The organism is Hassallia byssoidea VB512170 (assembly GCF_000817785.2).
Classification (GTDB): domain Bacteria; phylum Cyanobacteriota; class Cyanobacteriia; order Cyanobacteriales; family Nostocaceae; genus Hassallia; species Hassallia carrinoi.
In genome coordinates this window covers 1-26,545 of the sequence record NZ_JTCM02000093.1, presented here as the reverse complement: position 1 = coordinate 26,545, position 26,545 = coordinate 1, and the positions used below count along the sequence as shown (strand labels likewise).

Sequence of the window (26,545 nt, the reverse complement as noted above, 5' to 3'; positions counted from 1 at the left end):
TTAGGACACATTGTTTTAAAGATCCGCAACACCCAACCAATTACTCGGATGTTCGCGCTTCGCGTCTCCCCGAATCGAGAAGCCTGTCCATATTTGTAAGCGTGAAGGACTCGCCCTATGCGCCATTACCTATGTAAATTTTAAGGGCAAACCGTCCTGAAATACTAGCAGTTCTCCGGGTTGGATTTGCGTCCAAACTTCGTTGTCGGTGAGGGGGGTAGTAGAGATAACAGCAACGCGATCGCTCGGAGTAGTCAATTCTTGGAAATCTACAGTTACATCTTGGTCAATCAAGTGAGCCGCAGCAAACGGCGCTTGCCTTACAATGTAACTAAGTTTGGTTGAGCAGTGAGCAAAAAAATGCTCTCCCTCTGATAATAAGTAATTAAAAGTACCATAAATAGAAATTAAATCAGTAATTTCCCTAAGAGTTAAATATAGTTCTTTCACGTTTGGCTGACCTTCAGGAAAACGTTGTCTTAACGTTTCTAGTATCAAGCAAAACGCTCTTTCACTATCGGTTTTCCCGACAGCGTGATAAAACCCCATACATTGAGGGTGAAAATCTGGTAAATCTCCATTGTGAGCAAATACCCAGTACTTTCCCCACAGTTCCCGACGGAAGGGATGGCAATTTTCTAGGGCAATTTCTCCTTGAGTGGCTTTGCGGATATGGGCAATCACATGGTTAGAGTGGATGGGATAGCAGCGTACCACTTCTGCGATTGGAGAACTAATCGAGGGTTTGGGATCGATAAAAAGCCGACATCCTTTACCTTCAAAAAAAGCAATCCCCCAACCATCACTATGATCGTCAGTTTTTCCTCCCCGTGCAGAAAATCCTTCAAAAGAAAAGCAAATATCCGTGGGGACATTGCAGTTCATTCCGAGTAATTGGCACATAGCGATCGCATCTGTGAACTATAGACATTAATGCCGTTAGCCTCAAGATACTCGATTATGGCTGATTTAATCTGGAGCGATCGCAACAAGAATGAAGATTTAACTTTGTCAAATCCTTCAACCTTGATGGTAAAAGTTACTGCCTGTAGCGATTAGCTCGTAACGAGGATCTAAATCTTGACCGTGGGTAGGTAGTAATATGATATTCAATCATGCGATCGCTCCCATAATCTAGCTAATTGCTCAGGCACCTCAAAGAAGTCATTCCACCGAATGTAAGGTTTTTGGGATTCATCAAGATATTTGGCTAGGGTAAGCTGTGCAAATACTACAGAAGCCTCAATTGCCATATTTAAGTCGGTAATCGAATCGCCGATCGCTATTTTCTCATCAGCCGGATACTTTTCCATCACCCGCACTTTTGCAATTAGTTCTGTGTCCCCCTCGTAGTCACTGCGTACCGCCAAGTACTCACCACTGGTATCCACATCCACAGCATAAAGTGCATGAACCCGTTGCACCAACCCACCCAAAACAACTTCCACCATTCCCCGCAGTCCCCCAGAAACCACCACCAAAGGCACTTTTTCCACCTCTAGGAAATCTAGCAGTTCTATAAATCCCGGACGTATCGCCTGAGGTCGAGTAAATTCCAAAATTTCCCCATAGCTTGAAGATGGAATTGATTCGAGTATTTGCCTGACTCCCTCTCGCAAAGTCAACTTTCGTGCATACATTTGGGGAATTAACTGAGCAGAAAGCGTCGGTGCAAAATGTTTCACAACCGCAACAAACGTTTCCTCAGTCGTAATAGTACCATCAAAATCGCAAAAAACTATTTTTTTCATTAATTCAAAATAGCTAGGCAACAGCTTGTCGAATCCGAATCTTCTAGTTGTAAAATCGCCATAACCGTCGCTTCTCCTTTGGACTCGATTGTCCCACTTATTCAAACTTTTAAAGTCTCTACAGCGATCAACATTTGTTCAAAGGCGATAGAAAGCCGACTTTGAAAACGCTGGCGATGTTTTAACTTTAAAAAAGAGCGGGTTATTTCCGCAGGAATTAACGAACCATTTCTGTTATCAATAATTGTAAGCGATCGCAAACATGCTATCAATCTCCCAATAGACATCTCCATAAATTAATTATGCGTTGTCCGAAACCCTTGTAGAGACGTGACAATAAAACGTCTCTACGTCTTTTCTGGAGATGTCTAATTTATATAAGGGATTCAGTGGATTCAGTTAGTTTTATAGTCTTGGTATCCATAGCCTCAGCTGTGTTTACCTTCTCACTCAAACGTTCGTAAGGACGACGCAAACTTTTAGTCTCCACTTCCCAGATGTACCCATTAATCACTACATCCTGGGGAATTAAAGGAGAATTACGCAGCAACTCCACCTGTTTGACGCAGATTTCATCTACATCGGTAAACGTTTTAATCCACTTAGAAAAAACGCCTTTTGGTAGTTTCAACTCTGGAAGTCCAGGATCAACGTTAACCAGATCTACATCTATTCCACTATTTTTCAATACCTCTGTGAGAAAGTCTCCAGAGGCAGTCATCATGCCACATTCGGTATGATTAACGACGATGATTTCTTTTGTGCCAAAAAACTGTGTTGTCAACATCGCCGACCGAATTGCATCATCCGTAACTAAACCCCCTGCATTCCGGAAAATATGAGCATCCCCCTCACTAATTCCTAACGCTTTCTCCACAGGTAAGCGTTCATCCATGCAGGCTAATACCCACAAACGCTTGTTGTTGGGTATACCCAATTGCCTCCGCAATGCCCATGCTTTTGTGTCTGATAAATTCTGGTCAATTTGTTGATGCAACATCGCTTGCAATCTCCCAATCGTTACTTGGATGTGCTTGTAGCCTTCTCGTTGGCGTTGCTAGGTGTAGAAAATCTTACTCAATACTTGCTACGGCAAACAAGTTGCAGCAATGCTTTTGTGTAACCCAGGTCATCTACCGCCCGGACAATTTGTCGCGTCCGCTTGTTGCAGTGCCGAGATAGTCGGGATAAACCAGAGTAGCTGCATAACTCCCCTCCTCCAATCTACCATAAATCGGTCTATTTGCGATATTTAGTGGTTATAAGTTAGGAGTATTGCATATACAACTGAACAAATCAACGGGGCTTTCAAAAAAAGTACTCTATCTGTATCGAGTTAGTGTAGATTTTTTCTTGCCCCGTCTGAGTACGATAAAAACAAGTTCTGAGGAATAGAACAATAAAATACATCGGTTGCCTTTTTTAGCTCAGGAGTAAGGTCGTTGCCAGAAAATTTGAGTACACGGAATTATCTCTTGTTACATTTAACCTAATCTTAATTTAAACTTAATTTACAGTAAACATCTCAATTTACCGTAGATTAAAGAGCTTATGGTCAACACTGACGATCCCACTATTGTTTTGCTGCTACTTTTTGGCGGTGTGATGCTACTTCTGTATGGTGTGCGGCTAGTCACCGATGCTATGCAACGCGCTTTGGGCGCTAGGCTGCGGCTTGTGATGATGACGCTTTCCCAACGTCTGGGAGCGGCTTTTATGGCGGGAGTTGTAGCAACTGTGCTGACTCAAAGTTCCACTGCTACTGCCTCTGTGCTAGTGGGATTGGTGAGTGCCCAGTTGGTGCCGCTAGCAGCGGCAGTTGTTATGTTACTGGGAGCGGCGGTTGGCTCCACATTGGTAGTGCAACTGTTAGCGTTTCATATCACAGACCACGCCCTAGAAATGTTGGGATTGGGCGCGGCAGTAGCTTTATTTACTAGCCGCACGACCCTACGTCATGTTGGTAGGGGGATTTTCAGCTTTGGACTAGTGTTGGTAGGGCTGGCGATGATCGATGCAAGTAGTACTCCCATCGCTGCCAGTCCGATTACCAAAGTTATCCTTCAGGCACTCTCTAGTTCACCCTTGGTGTTGGTACTGACAGGCACATTGCTAGCTTGCGCCTTTGTCTCTAGTACAGCGACAATTGGGCTGGTGTTGGTGCTGGCGGCTGGTGGGGCATTGCCACTTAATGCAGCACTGGCAGTTACACTAGGTGCCAATGTCGGGACGACAATCGCCCCGTTGTTGACCGCCCTGAATCGAGGCAGTATTACTGGACGTAGGCTGGCGTTCATTTATGTAGGTACTAGGCTATTCGGGGCTGTAGTAGCGCTGATTGCGCTCAAAGAGTTGACAGCACTACTGCATAGCGTGCCACTTACTCCAGCAGCCCAAGTTTCGCTCTTCCACCTGGGGTTTAACCTCTTCCTTGCAATCCTCTTCGCTCCACTGGTCAATCAATTAGCACAGCTAGCGACTAGGCTGCTACCAGAACCGACTACGATTGAGAAGTCCGGATCGCGCTACCTCGACTCGGATGCCCTACCCATGCCTGCGGTAGCACTCGGACAGGCGATGCGTGAAATCCTCCGGATGGCTGATGTGGCTGTGGAGATGTTGCAGTTGAGCATCCACGCTTTTGAAGACGGTGGCAAAGACATACCCAAGCACATTGCCGCGCTTGATGACCAACTCGATGACATAGAAGCAGCAATTAAGCGCTACCTGATGCGGCTCAGTGAAGATTTAATGACTCCAGAACAGGCGAAAAGGGAGATTGCATTGCTCTACATCAGCACTGACCTGGAGGCAATTGGCGACATTATTGACAAGCAATTGATGCGACTAGCCCGCCGACAACGCCGCAAACAAATTGCTTTTACTTTAGAAGAGTGGAATGATGTAGCTACTTATCATGGTGAAACAATGTCGCTGTTACAGAAAGCGCTGGCAGGGTTGGCATCCCAAGATGCGATGATTGCTGATGAAGTTCTAGTGCGTAGGTCGTCGCTCAATCAAACCAAACGTGAACTTCATCTACGGCATCTCCATCGTCTGCGTTCTGGGTCAGCATCCAGTCTGGATTCGAGCGCTATCCACCTGGAAATGGTCAATGGCATCAGCCGCGTCATCTCACACACTTGCAGCATTGCCCGTGCTGTTCAAGGTGAGTTTTGACAGTTAAGTTAAGTAGGGTGTGTTACGGCTTTAGCTATAGCGCACCATGTTACACAGCGGTGCGTTAGGTGCTTCGATCATGTTTTTCGTTACAAATTCAAACTTGTGAACTACCCACCGCTAAATCGGAGTACCGATTTAGCTCAGGTTTCTGTACTCATAGGCGAGTGCCTTAGATGAGACTTTCGCCCCATCTTTGGTCTTACCTCCCCTCCTACAGCAGAGACGGCTGAACCCTCCGCCAATAGCCATCTGATACCCTCTGCTCTAATATTGATAGCAGCATTACCATCACGGTCATGATGAGTACCACAGTAAGGGCAAGTCCATTCCCTCACATCCAATGGCATCTCACTCATCTGAAAGAAACAATTAGAGCATAGCTTAGAACTGGGGAACCATCTATCTATCTCAACCAACTTTGCGCCCTTGCGTTCTAACTTGTAGGCTAAGAAGTTGGTGAATGTTCCCCATCCAACATCAGATATTGCTTTTGCCAAATTGTGATTACGTACCATGCTTTTAACATGAAGGTTTTCTACTATGACAGCTTGGCTATCGCTGACCAACTTGTAACTAAGTTTATGTAGAAAATCTTGCCGTGAATTACTAATCCGTTCGTATACTTTGGCAACAACTTTTCTATATTTGTATCGTGAATTACTCCCTTTGTGCTTACGTGCTAATTTTTGCTGCTTGCGCTTTAGGTTTTTTTCGTGCTTGGCAAGATGTTTTGGATTGTCATATTTGGATACTTTTTCACCATCAGTGACAACTGCAAAGTGCTTCAATCCTAAATCAATGCCGTAAATCTTACCTTCTGATGTAGCAGGATGTTCGCCTTCCACCTCAGTCAGTATAGATGCAAAATATTTTCCTGAAGGAGACTTGCTGACAGTAACAGTCTTGATTTTCCCCGAAATTGGTCTATGGATTTTGGCTTTGACGACTCCAATATTACCTGGAATTTTGACATCACCATCTACAATCTTGACGTTCTGAGGATATTGAACAGACTGCTTGCCGTGCTTAGATTTGAACTGAGGAAAGCCAGCGCGTTTATCAAAAAAGTTTTTGTACGCTGTGGTTAGGTTGAGTGTTGTAGCCTGCAAAACTTGACTATAGCAATCAGCTAACCACTCAGTCTGTTTTGCTTTTTTGAGGTCTGGCAGAAGTGCATTGAGTGCCGAGCGTCCAAGTCCTTTACCTGTTTCTTTGTAAGCTTCAATGGATTTATTTAGAGCGTAATTCCACCACCAACGGGCAGAACCAAACGTTTGAGCCAATGATATTTGTTGGTCTTTTGTTGGGTATAGACGGACTTGAACGGCTTTATGTAGCACTTCACTTTCACCTACGAGCGTTTCTTCATTCTATCACAATACACAGTTTGCGATAAAAGTATTCCGGACAAGTTTAGAAAAACCTCAAATGTTCTCTGCCGTTATTCGGCTACGCCTCATATTGGTTGAGAACGATTTCGGTTTTGAGCCGTCATTAATCCCGCCACGCTAACGGAGTACCGTTATAGTGGGGGACGAGGGCGCGGACAAGTTAAAGTCTCTACAGAAGTTAACATTTGTTCAAAAGCGATAGAAAGCCGACTTTGAAAACGCTGACGATGTTTTAGCTTTAAAAAAGGGCGGATTATTTCCGTAGGAGTTGGCGAACCATTTCTGTTATCAATGATTTTAAGCGATCGCAAAGTTGACAGACACAGTTCTTTTTGCACCATCAAATCGGAGATTGCTGTGGCACCTACACCGTTTTCAACTACAGCCTTGACCATTTCACCACTGTTCAACACCGAAATGACATTTAATTGCGATAAATCGATCCCCCAATTTTGCAAAGCTTGGTCAAATCTTTGCTGTGTACCAGAACCGGACTCGCGCATTACCCATCCAGTTTGAGTTAGTTCGCTTAAGCGAACCTCTCCTAATTCAAACCAAGGGTGAGATTTACCAACCACAATTAGCAAGCGATCGCTCGCTACAACTTCTTCCTCTAGAGAACTTTTCAGCGATGCTTGCACTTCTCCTTCCACCAAACCCAAATCAAACACACCCGTTGCTGTTCCTGCACAAATAGTTTCTGCATTAGCGAGAGTGCAGTTGACAGCGATCCCCGGATATCTGCGCTGAAAAGAGCTAATTTTTTCTGGCAACCAATAATTACCAATCGTCAGACTTGCTCCCAAATTCAACTTACCACGTTGCAGATCGTTTAATTCCCGTAAATTTCTTTCAGTCAGAGTAACTTGCTTTAATATTGCCTGTGCTTCCATTTGTAGCAACTTCCCTGCCTCTGTGATCTCGATGTGACGACCAATTCGATGGAAAAGCTTGACTGCATATTCCTCCTCCAAGCTTTGAATTGCCGCACTCACAGCGGGTTGAGTAATGTAAAGCGCTTCCGCAGCACGGGTAAAGTGGAGATTTTCCGCAACCGCTATAAAAACTCGCAATTGGTCAAGCGTCATTCCCGCCATTTTATGCATCCCTAAAACTGAGCGTTTGATAAAAACTTTGTAGAGACGCAATTAAGTCGCGTCTCTACATTTCGGTTAAAAGTTGATCCCACAATTTTTTCAGAAAAGAGAAATAAAGACTCATTTCCTAGTAGGGTTTGGGGGTATCTGCAATGGCTAAATTTATTCAACCAGATGTACTAATTATCAACTCTTAATCACTTTTATTTATTGTTTGGAAAATAAATAACATTTGCTTTCATCATATAGGTCGCTTAGAGTAAGTATCAAGCTAGATGCATCAGTAGTAGAGCGCATGTGATGCCTACCAAAATTAAGTTTCGCATAGGGAAGAAACTTCAATTGCTTGAGGCATAGCTTGCTTTAAGTCGAGTCAAGAAGCCCAGACAGACGCAAACCGCTTGTGGTTGTTGTTCTTGCTTGGTAATTACAGGAGATTGTGTATGACTGTTGAAATTAAACTAATACATTGCGATCGCCCGAACAAAAAATGTCTTGACTACCGGAAGATTATAGCTCAATTCACAGCCGTTATCGCACCGACAACAAAGCCCGCCGCTAATTTCGGCTAATTTTTTATTGGTATTATCGGTAACAATATGCTTTTTTGAACTCTGGTATTTTACTTATTCTTGTTGTAACTGGTTTTTCATCCAAACATGGGGTTATCCCAAAATGAAGCAACTCACTTTAGTTTCAATGATGCCGAAAATATTTAGTAGTTACGCAACTAACTACTATCCACGCTCCTACTAACCAATCCTTATAAGGAATGAATGTAAATGAATCAATTAGTAACAGCAATTCCTACTGGTTTAGCCGCGTTCACTGCAACCAACATTGATGACCTTGTTATCCTGACGCTGTTTTTTTCGCAAGTAAATAAGACATTTCGTAGTCGGCATATCTATATTGGTCAATATCTCGGTTTCACAGCATTAGTTCTTGCTAGTATGACTGGGTTTTTTGGTGGTTTAGTAGTGCCATCAAACTGGATTGGACTACTTGGATTGATGCCAATTGCTACTGGTTTAAGTCGCTTGCTGAATAAAGAAAGTGATTGTGTTGAATCAGAAACAGTTGTGGCGGAAAAAAGCGCGATCGCTAGTTTTATTTCTCCTCAAACTTACAGCGTAGCCGCTGTTACAGTCGCTAATGGAAGTGACAATATTGGCATCTATATGCCTTTATTTGCCAACAGCACTTGGGAAAGCCTTTTAATAATTATCGGCATCTTCTTTTCGCTGGTAGGAGTTTGGTGTTACGCTGCTTACACATTAACCAGGCTCCCAGCTATTAATCAAGTTATTACTCCTCACAGCACCACACTTGTTCCCTTTGTTTTGATTGCATTAGGTGCTTATATTGTCTGGGAAAGCGGTGCTTCAATTCTCATCACTTTAGTTGCAAGCTGCTTATATTTAACCTGGTTAATTCTGGCAAAAAATTCAGGACAATCTCCGGAAATGGAGAATTAAAGGTAAAAGCGAAGTATTTGAAGCAAAATGTTATTCTCAAGTCTCAAGAATACTTCGCGCTGACGTAAACAAGAAGTTAAATATCAATTTATGTGAGATTTAACAACTTAAAAAAATAATTATAAAAGTTGTCAATTTGACTAAAGGTAAAATCGAAAAGGAGAAAAGACGTGAAATTGAAACCTTTTTTAATCGCTTTGGTAATTTTGGTAAACCTAGTGTTTGTCCAACCTTCATTCGCTGATAAACCTAAATTCACCAAAAATCCTGACTATATAGAGGTGACAAAAGCTCTTGAAAGTCTAAAGACCGCACAAAGTATACAAGCTGAAGGTGAAAACACTAATCCTCAAGAAATTCAAAAGAAAATTGATGAATTAGAGTTTCAAAAATACGCTTTAGAAACCGGAACCAGTTGGGGACAATGTGCAAACCAAACAGACAAAATGCTGGCTGTCTATGGACCACAACCAGATGAAGACGACGTTGGAGAAGATTATCCATACGATACTGCACTTTACTTTTTAGCACCTGGTCGGACAACTAAAGAAAAATGGGATTGTAACGGAGTTTATCTACCAAATGATGCCAAACTAACAGCTTTAAGCTCTAACCAACAAGGTGAAGAATTAGCTGGTTCTGGTGCTATTAAGATAGTTGATGGAACTCAGTTAGTCGCAAAGACAAATCCTGATACTTCTGCTGTTGAGTTGAATATTCCTGCTACTCAAGTTTTCAAAGCAGGTGATCTGAATTGGTTTATCCCTAATGTTTCGCAAGCAACTATAGATACACGAGTTGCAAACGCGCCTACTGCTAAAATAGCTAAGAAAAATCAATTGGTTGTGCAGAAGAATCTAGAGAAAGACACAGTGCAGAAGAATCTAGAGAAACAAACTGTAGAATCCAAGATTCCTACTGAAACTCAGCCACAGGTGCAGCCTCTACGTCGGTACGACGAGCCACGTTTACCAAAAGAAGGCTATTACTACAAAAGACCCTGAACGGTTAGCACTGCCCAATAAATAAAAGTCGCGGCTGAAAAAACACAGCAACGCGATTAGGGGAAAAGTGCGAAAAAATCTGAATATTGCCAAAGCCAGAATCTGGGAACAAATAAAACTCAAAATCTGGCTTTTTTTGTAACACAAGAGACATTGCGACTAAAACTAAAGATGAAATTGTGACTAAAGGTACTTGGATTTAAGGCACATTTTATTTAAAAATATAAAATTAGAGTTAGGGTCTTACTGATGGGGTTGCTGTTCAAAGCCAAAAATGTAGATATAGAAAAGGCAAAATTAAGAAATCCCTCACGAGTGCGGGATCATTTGGCAAATGAGCGCACTTACTTAGCATGGATGCGGAGTGCGATCGCTCTCATGGGTTTTGGTGTTGTTATCGTCCGTCTTCGCCACTTCCAAGTACCACTCATACCACATCCAGGAGCGGGGTGGAAATTGGGTTTAACTTTCTCTTTGGTTGGTTTATTAACTGTCTTACTCTCAACTCAACACTATTTCGCCGTTCGCGATAACATCGATGAAGATACTTATGAACCCCCAGATCGCTGGGTAATTCTTTTCAGCCTCTCTATGCTTATTTTAGGTGCTGGGGTAATCTATTTTGTCTTCTCTGTCCCCCTCGATCCAATGAGTCCCGTGATACCTGAGTAATAGCAGCAACTTACCACCATAGCGGGTTTCAATTAGCTGCAATACATAAAAGAATAAAGGAACCGCAGATAAACACCAACTTTCACTCACGTTGTTTCTTTTATTTAAATGCTTATTTTCTCTCTCGCAATAGTCAGCTTTTTTGCTTGGTTGGTTAGCACCCTAGCTGGTGGTGGTAGTCCTTTCATGCTGATACCTCTAGTTAACTCAATCCAAGGTGCCGCATCGGTTCCGCCGGTTATTACTATCGGTATGTTTTTCGGAAATGCACATCGCATCGTACTTTTTTGGCGATATATTGACTGGAACTTGACATTATGGTATATTCCAGGCGCTATTCTTGGAGCGATGCTCGGTGCGTATACTTTCACCCAAATTCATTTAGATTGGTTGCAGTTACTCATCGGCGTTTTTTTGGTAATTAGCATTTTTGGCTTTGGATTAGAACAAAAAGAAACTACATTTAAAGTCAAAGCTTGGTATATTTTACCTGCCGGCTTCGTCAAAGCTTTTGTCTCTGGATTAATTGGAACTACAGGTCCAGTATTGAACGCTTTTTATTTAAATTATGGTCTAGTTAAAGAAGAGTTGATTGCTACTAAAGCAACTCATGTAGTAATTATTCACTTAGTTAAGATATTGACTTATGCTGCATTTGGAATATTATCACCGCAGATTATCGCTACTGGTTTAATCATTGGTCTAGTAGCCATACCAGCTAACTTTCTCGGTAAGTATATTCTTAATAAGATAAATGCTCAACAGTTTCGCTCGATAGTACTCGCAACAATGGCTATCAGCGGTGTATGGATGCTCTGGGGACAACGAGATTTACTCACTTTTTGGTAATAATTCAATACAGTTGGTGTTAAGCACAAACCCAGAACCCCGGTTTCGTAAAAGTTACCGGGGTTCTCGCAATTCTGTCTTGAGGAGGATACTACGTATAATATTTTGATTTATGATGTTAGATTTAAAACTTAGGTTAAGAATAAGTTAATAAATTGCACAAAATTATTTTTCATAGGGGGTAAATTAATGGTACAGCCGAATGAAAACGATAAAGATAAGTTTCTTTACCCTCGAAGTCGCTATTACGGTCAAGCTAGACCACAAGAGCTTATATTTAATGCGAATCTCCAAGAGTTTGCCCAAAAAGTGGGCTTTATTACCGCTTTAGAAACATCTGGTAAATTATCTCCTCAAGATGCTTACGACCAGATTAAAGCGCTGTGGAAGCAGTTAAAACACAGCAAAAAGCAATTAGGAATTGGTGATGAGCCGCCAACATCGACCTAAAATTGCTTCTTTTAGCGTATAATCACCTGAAACTCGTTTGCAGTCAGCGACACTATGATATTCTCAGAATCTATCTCAATCAGCCAACGTCCGCTAGGTTGACCGTCTGAGAGTATTTCTTGAGCACGGACTACTCCAATTTTGCCAGCCACATATGCTGGATGTAGAATCAACACTCTTTCTCCAATTGGAAAAGTCTTTGGGGTATGCAATGGCTTTTCTGAAACTAAAGGTTGCGTAAGTGAAATCCGATGTATTTCATAACCACATCTTAATCATAAAGGGTGCATTTTCTCTAACTTATTTAATTGCTACTTTCAAGACTATACTTATGGGCAACTTTTTAACTTTGGGAATATGTCTTAGGGTTAGCCCAAAGCGCGAAAATTCTCATTCTTAAGCTTAGTGCTGAATTGAGAGCAGAAATTCTTCGGCAGAGTGATGCGAAATGGTACAATTAGCGTTTAATCTAGTACAGGCGAACTATTAAAAAGATGGAATGTCTGATTTAATTTTGTTTTGGCATCGTCGCGATTTACGCATTTCAGACAATACAGGACTTGCGGCAGCGCGATCGCACTCGTCTAAAGTCGTGGGTGTGTTTTGCCTCGATCCAAATATTTTAGAACGAGATGATATTGCCCCAGTTAGAGTAACTTATATGATTGGCTGTTTGCAAGCACTACAAAAGCGGTATGCCGAAGTTGGCAGTCAATTATTAATATTGCACGCTAATCCGCTGCAAGCGATACCCGCACTAGCTGCGGCTTTAAAAGCTAAAGCTGTATTTTGGAATTGGGATGTAGAACCGTATTCGCTCATACGCGATCGCACTATCATCGATGCCTTAAAAGAACAAGGGATTCAGTTTCTCGATCAAAACTGGGATCAGATTCTCCACTTTCCCGAAGAAATTCGCAGTGGTTTGAATCAACCTTACACAGTTTACACTCCTTTTTGGAAGAATTGGATTAGCAAACCGAAAGCTAACCCAGTCGCAACTCTGGAAAATGCCGAAGGATTGACAGAAGCTGAAGCAGAAATTGCCAAACTTAATGGTGCGATCGCATTACCGACAGCGAAAGATTTAGGATTTCTTTGGGATCGAGACTTAGTAATCGCACCAGGAGAAGCAGCAGCGCTTGAAAAGCTAGAAGAATTTACTAACTCTGCCATCTATGAATATAAAGAACAGCGGGATTTTCCCGCAGTTAACGGGACATCTCAACTGAGTGCGGCTTTTAAATTTGGGGCGATCGGTATTCGCACCGTTTGGCAAGCGACTTTAGAAGCGTTACAAAACAGTCGCAGTGACGAAACACAAATTAACATCCGCACATGGCAACAAGAAATCGCGTGGCGGGATTTTTATCAACACGCAATGTACAACTTCCCGGAATTAGCAGAAGGTGCTTTCCGCGAAACTTTGAAAAACTTTCCTTGGCAAATTAACGAAGAATACTTTCAAGCTTGGTGCGAAGGTAAAACAGGTTATCCGATAGTAGATGCAGCCATGCGGCAAATGAATGAACTCGGTTGGATGCACAATCGCTGTCGGATGATTGTTGCCAGTTTCCTCACCAAAGACTTGCTGATAAATCCCCAACTCGGAGAAAAATACTTCATGCAGAAGCTGATTGACGGTGATTTATCTGCGAATAACGGGGGTTGGCAATGGAGTGCTTCTAGCGGGATGGACCCCAAACCCTTGCGGATTTTCAACCCTGCCAGTCAAGCGCAAAAATTCGACCCCGAAGGAGAATATATCCGCGAATGGGTTTCGGAATTGCGCTCTATGGATACAGAATATTTAGTTACGGGGAAAATCCCAGCTTCAGAACGTGATGCTGTTGGCTATCCTCACCCAATTGTGGATCACAACCTACAGCAACGCCAGTTTAAAGGACTTTATCAACAGCAAAGAGAGAGTATACCGACGCTGGGGTAGGGGGATGGGTAATGGGGAATGGGTAATGGGTAATGGAAAAAACGCTTTCCCGATTACCAATTACCAATTCCCAATTACCAATTCCCAATGCCGATGACAAATAATTAACAATCAATGTCAGTCAGGATAAACAAGTGCCATAGTTAAGGCTAAAAGATACTTGAATCAAAATAATGATTAAAGTATCAAGCTTTACTCTTGCGGTTTATGTCTTCGCCCCTCGATCGCCCCCGAAAATTTGAACTCAAACTACCATCATCCCACCCAGAGTTATTAGAAGGATTGGATACATTGCTGCGCTTGGGTTTGATATCCGATGCCCAAGTTAAGCAAATAGCTTTTGAATTTCTCGTTTGTCAGATGGTGTCGCAACCTGAGACTAAACCAGAATCGCAAGTAGCATTTACAACTACCGAACCTGTGAAAGCCGCAGCCGCTTTACCACAAAAGCCTGTTAAACCGAACTTGATGGCAACGATGTTGCAGTCATTGGGGGCAGAATTAAGTGTCCGCTGGCTGCTATTTTTAGGTGTATTTCTGGTAGTAGTGTCCTCTGGGGTATTGGCTGCAAGTCAGTGGGAGAGATTCCCCGCTTCCGGACAGTATGGAGTTTTGTTAGCTTATACTTTGAGTTTCTGGGGATTGAGTTTTTGGGCAGGCAAACAGCCTAATCTCAGATTAACGGCACAGACATTGCTAATTGTCACTCTTTTATTAGTGCCGATAAATTTTTGGGCGATGGATAGCTTCAAGTTGTGGCAAAATCCTGTGGATTGGTTAGTAATAGCGATCGCTTTTCCTATCCTCACAACTATTACTATTTTACTCTGCAAAAATCGGCTATTTGTCGCCAATTCACCAATCGGAAAATTGCCCTTAGTAAATATTTTGGCGCTGTCATACTTACACTGGGGCTGGAAATTACCAGGATTTCCTTTAATTGCCGTTTATTTGGCGATGATCGGCACAACTATCATTACCGTATATCACAATCGCAATCGATTTTCGCCAAATTCTTTGCAAAAAGACGATAGACGCATCGGACTTGGTATCACTTTACCTGCCTTAATAGTAGTTTATGCTTTGGCGGTGTTACTAGTACGGGCGATTTTTGTTGTCCGAGTAGATATCACCCAGTTAGGTTTAGCTATTGGAATTTGCGGTTGGTTAGTCGCTTGGTTAGCACATTCAGTCGAGGATAAGCTAGACAAGCAGGATGTTATCTTATCTTCCCCTGCCTCCCCTGCCTCCCCTGCCTCCCCTGCCCCCCCTGCCTCCCCTGCCTCCCCTGCCTCCCCTGCCTCCCCCACTCCTCAACTACCGTGGGAAAAACTTGGGGGAATCTTACTTTTCCTCGGTTGGTTAGTTTCGGTTGTATCATCACCTTTGCAAGCGATCGCTGTTAGCGGTTTGAGTTTATGGTTTTTCAACCGTCGTTTGCAGCAATATGCTTTCAAAGTTGATTTAGCGGCAATTTTCGTTATAGGCTTACAAACAGTTTGGCTAGCTTGGCGGTTGATACCTGCTGAATTACAACAATCAGCGATCAAAGAAGCAACAAAACTCACCAATTCGCAAAACGAACCTTGGGCGTTATTAAGTGTAGCTTTATTTCCCTACCTAATTTTCATGGTAGCGCTAACAAATCGAATTTATCGCACGCAAAAGCGAGAATTAGCCAATTTTGGCGATAATTTAACGCTTTTATTCGGAATTTTCTTAACAACCATCGCTTTGGTCAATCCGATATTGCGATCGCTAAATTTACTCTTTTCCACAATAACTCTCGCAGCAGTCACCCATCGGGAGATAAGGAGACAAGGGGACAAGGGGCAGGGGGCAGGGGGCAGGGGGCAGGGGGAGTTTGTTTCCCCATCTCCCCCCACTCCCTACTCCCCACTCCCCACTCCCCATTCCCCACTCCCCACTCCCTACTCCCCATTCCCCACTTCCCTGATATATCTGACACACATCACTGGAGTACTTACACTTTGCTCGACAATTGATTGGCTGTTCCCAAATCTGCAAACTCAAGTCTGGGCAAGCATTTTGTTAGCGCTGATGGTTGCAAAGTGGTTGCAAAGTGTTGGACATGAAATCTGGCGACGTAGTGCATGGCACATCGGTTTCGGATTGGCGGTAATTAGCTATTTACTACTTTGGGTGAATGCTTCCGCGTCTTGGACAGGCGGTATAATCAACAATCAGAATTGGGGCTTAATTTGGTTAATTACCCCCATCACTCTCACCGTAATTGCTAGCCGCACTTCTGCACCGCGTCGCATTACCAGCAGTTACTTCAGCGTTTTGACGTTGTTAGCGGCACAGTTACTTATTTTACCTTTGCCAGGAGCCAGATTAATTGGTTTAAGTGTGGGTACAGCGGGGATGTTTGCAAACACGCGCTATTTGCGAAACAAGCAATCAGCGGGAACTACGGTAGGTTTTGGGCTGAGTTTTTTGGCTGTGCTGCTGTGGGATGGCATTTTTAATTTACCGCATCTATCGCTAGATGGATGGTTTGTTGTGGGAGCGATCGCTATCTTCAGTTTATGGTTTGCGAGCAAAGCGCTGAGTCGAGGTGAAGAATTAGCCGCTATCTATGCAGTTGTCAGCGATTATTGGGCGATCGCATTATGTAGTTTTGAATTATTGACTTTAACACTGCACACGCTACTTGTTTACCAAAGCTTTGTAACTCTCGGTTTTTTATACTTAACTTCCACAGTATTAACTTTGGCTGCGATCGTTTATCGCAGTTGGCGACAACCGACAAATTGGGCATTTTATGGCATCGGTTGGTGTCTGGAATTGTTGATAGCTCAAGTTTTCGGCTTTGGCGATCGCTCGACTCTGAAAATTGTTATTGCTAACATTGCCTTAGGTTTAATCGCGCAGCTTTTTGGTGAATGGTGGCGACGGCGACATCAATTATCAAAAATGCCTAGTAGTTTCCACATCTTACCGTTAATATATGGTGCATTCAGCGTGCTGCTGCGTTTAAACACGTTTACCGAATGGACGGGTTTATATTCTTTAGGTGTAGCCTTGATTGTAATTGGTGTGGGACGACGCCACCAAGATTTAAAACCGCTACTTTATTTAGGAATCACAGGCATATCAATTTCCGCTTATGAACTTTTGTTCTATCAAATGTCCCAAGCTGACGGAGGTGCTTGGGGTGATGGATTGATTGCCATGTCCGCTTTGGGCGCAAGCATCATGTATGCTTATCGTATACTGTCGCCTTGGTTAATTAACTATTTACGTCTTACACCCCAAGAATTAAAAGGAATTGCTCATATTCACTGGGCTTGGAGTAGTTGCTTATTAATGGCAGCCATTACCGCTCCTATCGCCGTCAATCGCCTGGTAGGATTAGCAACAGGTGCATTTTTGATTCGCTACGCCATTTTTCAAGGACGCCGTTTTCCCACTTCTATAAAGACGTTCCACCGGAACGTCTCTACAGATGAAATCTGGGTTTACCTAGGTTTACTACTATTTGCTGGTATGCGAATTTACTGGCGCGAAACGGCAGTAGGACAGTTATTAACAGGTGTTTTAGTTCCTTGGAATGGTGCGATCGCTTGTGTATTTGCCTATTTTCTCTACATCTTACCTTGGGAGAGTTGGGGCTGGTCGAAAAGACCTTGGCAACTTGCTGCATACATAATTCCACTGATTATTTTATGGGAAACTCGACTGCAAGTATACCCGATTACAATAGCGATCGCTTCTGCGTATTACATCTTCCTTGCCCAGATTCGGCAAAACATCCGTTTTACCTACATCAGTGTCGCCTTGATTGATTGGGCGCTATTTCGCTGGTTTTGGGATTTACATCTCACAGATACTTTGTGGTATATCACACCAATCGGATTATCACTGCTGTATATTGCTCAAGTCGATCCACACCTTGTCCTTCCAGATTATAAAACATCTCGTCACTACTTACGACTGCTAGGCAGCAGCATAATTTGTGGATGGGCAATTTTATTTCATATTGAAAGTGCGATCGTACCAGGAATTTTCAGCCTCATCGCCATATTTGCCGGATTAAGTTTGCGCGTGCGGGCTTTTCTTTACGTTGGTACGGCGACTTTTTTCATTACTAGTATCTATCAACTGATAATTTTCAGCTTGCGTTATCCCTTTTTAAAATGGGTGATTGGCTTGTTTGTCGGTATCGTCATAATTTCCATTGCAGCCAACTTTGAAACCCGTCGCGATCAAATAAATTCTTTACTTCGCAATACTAGCGATGGATTTGAAGAATGGGAGTAAGTTCGTATTCTTTGACTGATAAAAAAAATCCCCACACAATATTACATGAATGTGGGGATTTGCTATAAATTTAAGCTTAAATGTTAAGAAGCAGAACTTTCAAAATCGCTTTTTGCGTATTCAAAAGCTTTTGTGGAGTCATTTGGATTCATAAAAAAGGCTCCCCTTCCTGCTGCAAAATTACCGTTTTTATAAATTGAAACTGTGGAAGGAGGTGGGAATAGTCGTGGCACAATTGTCTGAGAATAGGCATATCCATTTTCTTCAATTGCACCTACAGCAATTTTGTAATTACTACCAAAAAAGTTTTCAGCTTTTGACTTTAACTGCTCTAAGTTAGCTTGACCATCTTGAAGGAAATAATTTGATACCAAAACTACAACTACAGGTTTGTCAGATTGTTGTACTTCAGTTTCAAAATTCTGTTGATTGAGAGTTGTTATGGTAGCAGCAACCGCACCAGATGTGAGTAACATCAAGCTGACAACTAGTACCAAAAACACTGATACTAGTCGTTTTCCAATGCTAGCGATACCTTTCGTGATTTTTACGGTCATAGTTCTCCGTGCATTCGCGTAAAGACAGAAGTAACTTAACACGAATGAAAAAGAGACACAAGGACAGTTAAGACACTTAAGGAGAAAAAAGGACAGTTAAGACACTTAAGGAAAAATAAATTTCAAAAATCAACCTTTCACTTTTTTGGGAGTAATTTCGTAGTAAGCACTTCAGTGCTTAAAATAAATAAGCACTGAAGTGCTTACTACGTAATAAAATACGTAATAAAAACAGAGACATTAATTTAAATGCCTCTGCTCATTTCTTCATCCTATGCGCTCTTAATCCATCCTCAAACTGTGTTTTTCTACATCAGTTTAAGCTTTTCAATATTTGTTTCCAGCCCAGAGACTATCAGAGAAATCATCTGTAAAATCGCGGCTCTATCACCCGTTTTGCAACGCTCAAATAACAAATGAACATCCACCAACCCCGTCTCAATTGCTGATTTTAACACTGTATTTTCACTTGCCTTAAGATTGTTATTTGCACAAGCCGTGTAAAGCACTACTCCCGCCATAGTGTACATATCTAACATTGGTTCATCACCATTGTTATTGACAATTTGGGGAAAGTTTGATAAAGGATGGACGAACTGGTCAAAGGTTAATTGAGTCATGATTTTGGTCAAATCGATACTTGAATAAGTTCCAACTCCAGATGAAAAAGAGGGGGAAAGAAGAGGCAGTGCGTTGCGAAGCGCTAGTTTCGTGCGAAGGTCACGAACTTTGAGGCATAGCCTTTGTTGGGGTTCCCCCCGTCTTAATTGTTGAATCAGGTACGGAATTTTAAGTTTGTCTTATGTTGCTAAATGTGTGCTAGCGTATATACTGAAAAGAAGAGGGACAAAAAACCCTTGGATTCCTTACTTGAAATTGAAAGCTAGCTCTAAGAGTGAAAAGCTGGCTTTTAGGGTCATCTGCCTTTTCTGATTCTTCTGCTTCAGTGACGAACGTGCTTCACACCTTAATCATAAGTTTGTCATTTTTATTTGTCAAGATGTCATTTAAAAATGACTAACAAAATCGTCCTGCTTTTGAGATGTCATGAGAGAAAATAAAAGGTAGGAGTAGTGTTGAGAAGTTCAAATTATGACTGATAGAAGACGTTCTGACGATTACAAGCAGGTTAGCGGCTACATTCCGATAGACTTAGCGCGGGAGTTTAAAAGCATCTGCGCTCGCGAAGGAGTGTCCCAAAGCGACGCTTTAGAAGAGATGACGCGCGAGTGGCTAGCCAAAAGAACAGGTGTCCACTCTGTAATTCCCGAACCTGCTCGTCCGAAAACAATTGCTGAGGTAGTTCAGGTAAACATGACAAAACTTAAAGGCTGCGGAGTGAAAAACTTGCGAGCGATCGCCAAAGCAGAAGTACTACCCACACCAGGAGACTTTGCCATCATCACATCAGCTTTAGGTATTCCTGAGGAAGAACGAAAAATAATTTGGCAAGAAACTTTCAAAATTTCCGTGTTTTCCGATTTGAGGAGTGTAAATATATGTAAAGAGTCTGAAAGTATAAAAGATGAGCACGAGTATTCTTCGGATATTGAACCTACCGGGTTGGAACTATAAAATGTCCCATGAGGGAGTTTCCATCCTTGCTCCTACAAAGCGGGATGCTACCGACCTTGCCCAAAGCTACGGAGATGCTCTCAGCGAAACTGCGGCAAAACTTAACGGGAAGGTGCGAATTAAATGGAGGGGCTGTAAAAATCCAATCGAATTTTTCGGGTGGATGTCTTCTACTGGTGCCCCCACACCCTCAGAAACAGCCGAACGTATTTTGCATTCTGGGGGTGCAGTCTTTTGCAGCCAAGTGCATATCCCAAAAGAGTTATTGTACCGAATGGTTGCAGCCGCAGAAAACGAGCGTCCGATTAGCATTGTCAGACAAGACAACCGCAAGCAAATCATAGTCAACCAACCAATGGCTGACATGTTAGATACACCCCCGGAGGTTGCTACCCAAAGAATAATGACTCAATTTTGGCTTCCTGAAGATTTGGCAGAACTAGAACAAAGACTACGCAGTAATAGCGAGTTTACCTGGACTTACTCTGCTGGACTCAACGAGCAAGCTTGGGCAATTTTAACAACTCACTTTGAGGCATTTGAGGTTGAGGGTATCTGGTACAGACAGGGAACCTGCTTATCAACTCCTCAGCTAGTGCCAATTCCACCTGGGGCTTTTGCTCCGGTTTAAGTAGGTGGACAATTTAAACCGAAGAATTACGGTTGTGCATGAATTCTTACTTTCAGGGTGCATTCCTTACTTAAGACATTGATTAAAAGTGTATTAATATTAAGTTCGATTTATGAATGAAAATTCCCACAAAACCGCGCTTTTGCCGTGGTAAATATTAAGAAGAGTGAATTATTTTTCATTTTCTAGAGTTTAATCAGCGTGAGGGAATTACCTTTGCTGCTTTTCGCGCTCGGTGCATCTGGTATCCCTACGCTATGCCAAGCAAGAGCGCAGCGTATAAGTGTTATGCTACTGATTCCATCATTACTAAGCCGATCAAGCTTTTTGCGATCGCCTCTGGGTCAAGAACGAAATCTACTTTCCCAGTGTCAATAGCTGCCTTGGGCATACTGAAATATTGGGAAGTAGCTTCATCCTGAGCGATCGTCGTACCGCCATACTTTTTAATTGCCGTCATTCCTAAAGCACCATCTCTGCCCAACCCAGTTAGGATAACAGCGATCGCCCGCAACGAGTAACTAACTGCTACCGACATGAATAGCTTATCAACTGAGGGACGGACAAAGTTCATCTTTTGCTGGTTTAACAGAGACAGCCTACCGTCAGGATTCACTACTATGTGGCGATCGGGGACATAAGTGTAAACCGTCCCCGGACGTAGTACATCACCTGATTTTGCCTGCTGAACCGGCAGCGCTGTGTGTCGGCTGAGGATTTCTGCCAGATGACTCTTGTAGTCAGGATTCATATGCTGAACTATAACAATGGCGGCAGGAAAATCTGCTGGTAAGGCAGACAAAATCTGAACGATTGGTGTTTGCCCACCTGCTGAAGCTCCTATTGCGACTATGTTGTAAGCAATATCCGGAAAGTGTGACAAAATTCGCTGAGATTGTTGTACCGCCACGTTTTTTTTCATATAATTATGCTTTGCGCTTCCGAGGCGATCGTAAATATAAATGCAATAGCAGTATGACAAATATAACTGCTATGTTGGCTAACTAACATATATCTATGATATATGTTAGTTAGCCAACATCAAATCTTTACGATTGGTAAACCTTTTGTCAGATGTTCTCCACAGCTGCGGTGTTATTTAATAGAGATAAAACTGGCTCAAACAGATTTTTGATGTCTGTGTTGTGCAATCACAAAAAACAGGGTGTAGGGTGTGGGGTGTGGGGTGTAGGTTTAAAAATAAAAAACTTTAGTTCTGGGTCTGAAGCCCAGTTAAAAAAAAAATGTATTTCGAGGCGCGTAGCGCGAGAAATGAGCGCGTCCTTGCTTCAATCCCACGTTTTAAAACGTGGGTTCTCCACACCCCACACCCTACCCCCTACACCCTTTGAACTGGCATCTCAATGGAAAACCGACTTTTGGCTGCCCTGCCCCTTGAGGAATTAGATCGCATCATTGCTTATATGGAGTTCGTCTCCCTAGATTTCAAGCAATATCTCTACGAGCGTAACCAACCAATTGAGTACGTCTATTTCCCCACGCATGGTGTAGGCTCTATGGTCACCGTAATGGAGAATGGTATGGCAGTTGAAGTGGCTACGGTGGGCAATGAAGGAATGGTGGGTCTTCCAGTGTTCCTAGGAGCCAATAGCATTCCGGGCGAGTGTTATATACAAGTCCCTGGCGATGGCTGGAGGATGAGAGTAGATTTGTTTAGAGCGCATGTCACCCCAGTTAGCCCGTTGCACCAACTGCTGCAACGCTACACCCAAGCGTTGTTTAATCAAATCGCCCAATCAGCTGCGTGCAACCGTTTGCACTCAATCGAAGAGCGATTGTCCCGTTGGCTGCTGATGACCGCTGACCGAGTAGAGACAGAAACTTTTCCACTCACCCAGGAATTTCTTGCCCAAATGCTGGGTGTGAACCGTTCCACAGTTAGTCTTGCTGCCTCGACTCTTCAGAGGGCAGGGTTAATGACCTATGTTCGGGGTCAAGTAACTATCGTTGACCGCTCAGGTTTAGAAGCTACAAGCTGCGAGTGTTATCGAATCGTCCAACAGGAGTTTGAGCGTTTGTTCAACGGCAAATAATCGATTTGCTACTTGGAATGCGCCCTCACCCTCGAAGGATGGGGCTAAACAAACAGAGCTTACCTACCCTGTGGGTTCCGCCTTGCGGTACGTGGGCTAAATATATAGCCCGCAGAACCGAAGCGGGTTTCGTTCGTATAGCCTGCGACTTCTAGCCTGTGTTCCGTGGTAAATATTAACTTTGGTTAAAAAATATTACTCATAATATGATAATTAGGTTTGCACACTAAATTCTTCTGGGTCTATATCCCAATTCACCCAGCGAATTGCTTGTCGCGCTGTTTGCAAATTCGGAGGTACGCGCAAAGTGTGAATACTTCTTGTGCTGGGGCAAGTCATTTTTAAAATATGAATTGGTTCAACATCAACCTTGGCTTCAATTTTTAACAGCGTGTATTCTTGCCAAGAATCTAATTCCACAGCTTGCAATTCGTTGGCGATGCGTGTGTAACCAATTCTTTGAATTAGCGATCGCCGTACTTCAGAGTTTCGTTCTGATAACAGCCATTGCGGTTGCATTTTCTCAGTAGGTATGACCTCAAGAAAAAGTCGTCTCAGTTCAGTATTTGATTCTTTTAAATACCAATCAGCTTGCCAGTTTTGCGTAGGTATGACCTCAGTTAAAAGTCGTCTCAGTTCAGTATTTGATTCTTCTAAATACCAATCAGCTTGCCAGTTTTGCGGGTGTACCTTGCCGTATTTTTCTGGTAAGCGAACCCGATGACAGCGAGCATTCTCTAAATTTACACCTTCAAGGTTAGCATCGCGCAGTTGAGTCTTGGTGAGGTTAGCATCACTGAGGTTAGCATAACTCAGGTTTGCGTTACGTAAGTCTGTCCTTGATAAATCTGAACTGGCTAAACAAGCACCACTCAGGTTAGCATACCTTAAGTTAGCATCGCTCAAATCTTTGTGACTCAAGTCTTTACCTGCGGCTTGTTTGTTAATAATTTCCCAAACTAAACGCCATTTTTCATCTAATTTGGTTGCTTCGTTAATTTTGGTATCCTTTAAAGATGCATAGCTCAAGTCAGCATCACTCAAATCAGCACCGCTCAAATCAGCATTGCTCAAGTCACAAAAGTGCATTTGTGCATCTTCTAGGTTCGCATTTACCAAGCAAGCACCGACCAAGCGAGCAGCGGAAAAGTTTATTCCGTTGTCTAACTTCGCATTTTCCAGATTGGCACCACTCAGGTTAGCACTTTCAAGATTGGCACCTTCTAAGTTGGCACCGCTCAAATTAGCACCACTTAAATCGGCACGTTGCAGAGTAGCTTCCCCACTGGTATAAGTTAAGTCAGCACCGCTGAGGTTAGCATTTTTCAGATTAGCACCATCCAAATAGACACCCTTCATTTCAGCATTTGTCAGGTTAGCACCTTCTAGGTTGGCAAAATTTAAGGAAGTGTCATACAAACAAGAGTTGCTCAAATCGGCATATCTCAAGTCGGCGCTATCTAAGGAAATATACTGTAGGTTAACGGCACACAAGAAAGCACCCCGCAAGCAAGCACCAGATAAGTTAGCACGATCATCCCGGTGGAAATCTTGAAACTTGACATCCCTAAAATTAACACCTTCTAAATTTGCCCCCTGCAAATCAGCACGACTCAAGTCAGCACCGATTAAGTCAATAAAAGCTAAATCAACACTCGGATCTAAACCAGCATCTCGCACTGCTTGCACAAAGTCATCCGGTTGTGTATTTATAATGCGGTCAATTATGGCTTGACGTTCTGCTAATGTCATTTGAGGAGTCATAATATATAGATTTAAGTTGCACCTTCACCCACCGAAGAGTAGGCTAGGCAAACCTATTGTAAAGACGTTCCGGTGGAACGTCTCTACGATTCATCCCACATTATGCTGCGATGCTTAATATAACGCTTTCACCCACTCCCACTCTTGCATCAAACCTTCTCTGAAAGCAACTTTAGGCTGATATCCCAAAATTCTCTGCGCCTTGGATACATCCGCTGCCGTATGACGCGCATCTCCCATCGCTTTTTCAATATGAATTCTCTTGATGGGTTTGCCGACAATTTCCTCCATCGTGTCCAACACTTCTTTTAACACTACCCTGCTACCACCGCCAATATTAAAGATTTCGCCCACAGCTTCCGGTACGCTGGCAGCGGCTAAATTAGCCGCGACAGCATCACTAACAAAAGTAAAGTCCCGCGTTTGCAACCCATCACCATAAATTGGAATCGCCTCATCCTGCAAAATCGATTTGAAGAACTTATGAAACGCCATATCCGGGCGCTGTCTCGGACCGTAAACTGTAAAATAGCGCAACGCCACAAAAGGCACGCCAAAGTTTTTTTGATACAGTCCACACAACCTTTCAGCTGCTAATTTGGTAATACCGTAAGGCGAAACTGGTGCCGGACAAATTTTCTCATGGGTGGGTAGAGTTTCCGCATCACCATACACGCTAGAAGTTGAAGCAAATACTAACCTTTTCAGGTGTTTGGCATCTTTTGCCGCTTCCAATAAAATTTGGGTAGCGCTGATGTTCCGTTCAGTGTAAGCACGGAAACCTTGACCCCAACTAGCACGTACTCCCGCCTGCGCTGCTTGATGGTAAACTACTTCAACGTCTTTGAGGAGTGTTTGCCAATTCAAAAACTGAATATTTCCTTCAATTAATTCAAAACCTGGGAACCAATGTAAGTGTGCAACATTCTTGCGCTTTAAAGCGGGGTCGTAGTAATCGTTAAACTCATCAATTCCGATTACTTCATCTCCTTGTTTCAGCAATGTTTCTGCAAGCTGAGAACCAATAAACCCCGCCGCGCCGGTGACAATAACTTTAGCCATGTTCTGTGATTTTTGGATATTTTATCAATTTGAATATTCCCAGGTTAATCTTTACACCCAGGTAAACGCCAATACTTTAGGATTATTTTTTGAAACAATTATTTGCAGATGAAAATCGTTACTTGAAAATACCTAAATACTGTGGTTTGGTGGCAAATATATCAGTATATTTGTTGGTTTTTTCTGACCTATATTTGACCGTGAATATACTAAAATAACAATTTAAATATTGCAAAAAAATACATTTCAAAATATTACTGAGAAACGATGTGGTATACATTACGTAGTAAGCACTTCAGTGCTTGATTTAAAGCACTAAAGTGCTTACTACGAATCCCCAATCAGCTACTCACCGCGCGAAGCGTTGCTCTAACTGCCTAGTTTCGTAATCACGCTCTCCATTGTTCAAGCTCTTCAACTCTAGCCAGTAAATGGTCTAGCCGTAAGGTGTGAACCCTTTCTAACTCTTGGAGTTTGGTGACGATAGCATTAATCATTGCCTGCAACTCTTCTATAAAGTTCTCTAGCGAAATGTTGTTCATTTCCAAAAATCCCCACACGAATGATAAGGCGATCGCCCTAACACGATTGCCAAAGCTATAATTTGAGCTTATGAATCAAGTGAGCGTTTTGCCTCAGGCAGTAACTGACCTAAATACCCACCGACACCAACCTTTGCTAAATCCCCAAAAGTTGGGCGGAAGTTATGGTCTGCGATCGCTAACACCAAAGCTCCAATTACCAAAATAATTACAACCACAGACCTAACAGTAATGCGTGATAACATCTTAA

26 protein-coding genes are annotated in these 26,545 nt (G+C 42.7%); 12 read left to right on the top strand and 14 right to left on the bottom strand.

Translation table 11 applies throughout. The features are described 5' to 3' along the window. Positions 1-129 precede the first annotated feature (129 nt). From PI95_RS26935 to PI95_RS26920, 4 genes are all read right to left on the bottom strand, one after another. Entirely contained in the window at positions 130-903 is a 774-nt protein-coding gene (locus PI95_RS26935) for a class II glutamine amidotransferase (RefSeq protein ID WP_039747563.1), read from the bottom strand. A gap of 206 nt (positions 904-1,109) precedes the next feature. Then, positions 1,110-1,751, bottom strand: a complete 642-nt coding sequence (locus PI95_RS26930) for an HAD-IB family phosphatase (RefSeq protein WP_039747643.1) — start codon at positions 1,749-1,751, stop codon at positions 1,110-1,112. Between the two features lie 101 nt (positions 1,752-1,852). Then, the gene (locus tag PI95_RS35365; protein WP_039747564.1) at positions 1,853-2,038 is read right to left on the bottom strand and encodes a hypothetical protein; all 186 of its coding nucleotides are present in this window, start codon (positions 2,036-2,038) and stop codon (positions 1,853-1,855) included. 86 nt (positions 2,039-2,124) lie between these two features. Then, complete coding sequence (locus tag PI95_RS26920; RefSeq protein ID WP_039747565.1) at positions 2,125-2,751, bottom strand: beta-class carbonic anhydrase; 627 nt, start codon at positions 2,749-2,751, stop codon at positions 2,125-2,127. A gap of 551 nt (positions 2,752-3,302) precedes the next feature. Here PI95_RS26920 and PI95_RS26915 point away from each other — a divergent pair. Next, the gene (locus PI95_RS26915) at positions 3,303-4,931 is read left to right on the top strand and encodes a Na/Pi cotransporter family protein (protein ID WP_039747566.1); all 1,629 of its coding nucleotides are present in this window, start codon (positions 3,303-3,305) and stop codon (positions 4,929-4,931) included. Positions 4,932-5,074: 143 nt separating this feature from the next. Here PI95_RS26915 and PI95_RS26910 read toward each other — a convergent pair whose 3' ends face one another. Together PI95_RS26910 and PI95_RS26905 are read right to left on the bottom strand one after the other, a co-directional pair. Then, on the bottom strand, positions 5,075-6,274 hold the full coding sequence (locus tag PI95_RS26910) for an RNA-guided endonuclease TnpB family protein (RefSeq protein ID WP_039747567.1): 1,200 nt from the start codon (positions 6,272-6,274) through the stop codon (positions 5,075-5,077). A gap of 182 nt (positions 6,275-6,456) precedes the next feature. Next, entirely contained in the window at positions 6,457-7,413 is a 957-nt protein-coding gene (locus PI95_RS26905) for a LysR substrate-binding domain-containing protein (protein WP_201280622.1), read from the bottom strand. Between the two features lie 452 nt (positions 7,414-7,865). Between PI95_RS26905 and PI95_RS36995 the strand changes: the two genes are divergently transcribed. The 6 genes from PI95_RS36995 (at position 7,866) to PI95_RS26880 (ending at position 11,875) form a co-directional block, all read left to right on the top strand. Further along, positions 7,866-7,994: a hypothetical protein gene (locus PI95_RS36995; protein ID WP_268896831.1), complete on the top strand. Its 129-nt coding sequence runs from the start codon at positions 7,866-7,868 to the stop codon at positions 7,992-7,994. A 210-nt stretch (positions 7,995-8,204) separates the two neighbouring features. Further along, entirely contained in the window at positions 8,205-8,900 is a 696-nt protein-coding gene (locus tag PI95_RS26900; protein ID WP_039747568.1) for a cadmium resistance transporter, read from the top strand. Positions 8,901-9,070: 170 nt separating this feature from the next. Next, a complete protein-coding gene (locus PI95_RS26895; RefSeq protein WP_063842383.1) occupies positions 9,071-9,904 on the top strand; it encodes a hypothetical protein in 834 nt (277 codons plus the stop codon). Positions 9,905-10,153: 249 nt separating this feature from the next. Further along, a complete protein-coding gene (locus tag PI95_RS26890) occupies positions 10,154-10,576 on the top strand; it encodes a YidH family protein (protein ID WP_039747569.1) in 423 nt (140 codons plus the stop codon). A gap of 108 nt (positions 10,577-10,684) precedes the next feature. Continuing rightward, entirely contained in the window at positions 10,685-11,425 is a 741-nt protein-coding gene (locus tag PI95_RS26885; protein ID WP_039747571.1) for a sulfite exporter TauE/SafE family protein, read from the top strand. A 189-nt stretch (positions 11,426-11,614) separates the two neighbouring features. Further along, on the top strand, positions 11,615-11,875 hold the full coding sequence (locus PI95_RS26880) for a DUF7219 family protein (RefSeq protein WP_039747572.1): 261 nt from the start codon (positions 11,615-11,617) through the stop codon (positions 11,873-11,875). An 11-nt stretch (positions 11,876-11,886) separates the two neighbouring features. Here PI95_RS26880 and PI95_RS26875 read toward each other — a convergent pair whose 3' ends face one another. Continuing rightward, the gene (locus PI95_RS26875) at positions 11,887-12,048 is read right to left on the bottom strand and encodes a hypothetical protein (protein ID WP_373695719.1); all 162 of its coding nucleotides are present in this window, start codon (positions 12,046-12,048) and stop codon (positions 11,887-11,889) included. Between the two features lie 326 nt (positions 12,049-12,374). On the opposite strand from PI95_RS26875, the gene PI95_RS26870 reads away from it, so the two are divergent. Next, the gene (locus PI95_RS26870; RefSeq protein ID WP_039747573.1) at positions 12,375-13,823 is read left to right on the top strand and encodes an FAD-binding domain-containing protein; all 1,449 of its coding nucleotides are present in this window, start codon (positions 12,375-12,377) and stop codon (positions 13,821-13,823) included. Positions 13,824-14,030: 207 nt separating this feature from the next. Next, positions 14,031-18,110, top strand: a complete 4,080-nt coding sequence (locus PI95_RS35360) for a hypothetical protein (RefSeq protein WP_039747574.1) — start codon at positions 14,031-14,033, stop codon at positions 18,108-18,110. Between the two features lie 83 nt (positions 18,111-18,193). Here the strand turns inward: PI95_RS35360 and PI95_RS26860 are convergent, their stop codons facing one another. Both PI95_RS26860 and PI95_RS26855 read right to left on the bottom strand, forming a co-directional pair. Continuing rightward, positions 18,194-18,667 carry a YbbN family protein gene (locus PI95_RS26860; protein WP_039747575.1) on the bottom strand — a complete coding sequence of 158 codons (474 nt, stop codon included), beginning with the start codon at positions 18,665-18,667 and terminating at the stop codon, positions 18,194-18,196. Positions 18,668-18,975: 308 nt separating this feature from the next. After that, positions 18,976-19,287 carry a hypothetical protein gene (locus PI95_RS26855; protein WP_039747576.1) on the bottom strand — a complete coding sequence of 104 codons (312 nt, stop codon included), beginning with the start codon at positions 19,285-19,287 and terminating at the stop codon, positions 18,976-18,978. A 472-nt stretch (positions 19,288-19,759) separates the two neighbouring features. On the opposite strand from PI95_RS26855, the gene PI95_RS26850 reads away from it, so the two are divergent. Both PI95_RS26850 and PI95_RS26845 read left to right on the top strand, forming a co-directional pair. Then, complete coding sequence (locus PI95_RS26850; RefSeq protein ID WP_039747577.1) at positions 19,760-20,242, top strand: hypothetical protein; 483 nt, start codon at positions 19,760-19,762, stop codon at positions 20,240-20,242. After that, positions 20,193-20,873, top strand: coding sequence for a PAS domain-containing protein (locus tag PI95_RS26845; RefSeq protein WP_039747578.1), 681 nt, complete (start codon positions 20,193-20,195; stop codon positions 20,871-20,873). Before PI95_RS26850 ends, PI95_RS26845 begins: the two co-directional genes overlap by 50 nt. Before the next feature lie 286 nt (positions 20,874-21,159). On the opposite strand, the gene PI95_RS26840 is transcribed toward PI95_RS26845, so the two are convergent. Next, a complete protein-coding gene (locus PI95_RS26840) occupies positions 21,160-21,795 on the bottom strand; it encodes a chemotaxis protein CheB (protein ID WP_039747580.1) in 636 nt (211 codons plus the stop codon). Positions 21,796-22,237: 442 nt separating this feature from the next. Here PI95_RS26840 and PI95_RS26835 point away from each other — a divergent pair, with 442 nt between their 5' ends. Then, positions 22,238-22,927 carry a Crp/Fnr family transcriptional regulator gene (locus tag PI95_RS26835; RefSeq protein WP_039747581.1) on the top strand — a complete coding sequence of 230 codons (690 nt, stop codon included), beginning with the start codon at positions 22,238-22,240 and terminating at the stop codon, positions 22,925-22,927. Positions 22,928-23,140: 213 nt separating this feature from the next. Here the strand turns inward: PI95_RS26835 and PI95_RS26830 are convergent, their stop codons facing one another. The 4 genes from PI95_RS26830 to PI95_RS26815 all read right to left on the bottom strand — a co-directional run. Next, entirely contained in the window at positions 23,141-24,691 is a 1,551-nt protein-coding gene (locus tag PI95_RS26830; RefSeq protein WP_052325216.1) for a pentapeptide repeat-containing protein, read from the bottom strand. A 114-nt stretch (positions 24,692-24,805) separates the two neighbouring features. After that, a complete protein-coding gene (locus PI95_RS26825) occupies positions 24,806-25,753 on the bottom strand; it encodes an NAD-dependent epimerase/dehydratase family protein (RefSeq protein WP_039747582.1) in 948 nt (315 codons plus the stop codon). A 389-nt stretch (positions 25,754-26,142) separates the two neighbouring features. Next, positions 26,143-26,295, bottom strand: a complete 153-nt coding sequence (locus tag PI95_RS26820; protein WP_163519228.1) for a hypothetical protein — start codon at positions 26,293-26,295, stop codon at positions 26,143-26,145. 68 nt (positions 26,296-26,363) lie between these two features. Continuing rightward, positions 26,364-26,545: hypothetical protein (locus tag PI95_RS26815; protein WP_163519227.1), on the bottom strand; the 182-nt coding region annotated here is incomplete at its 5' end.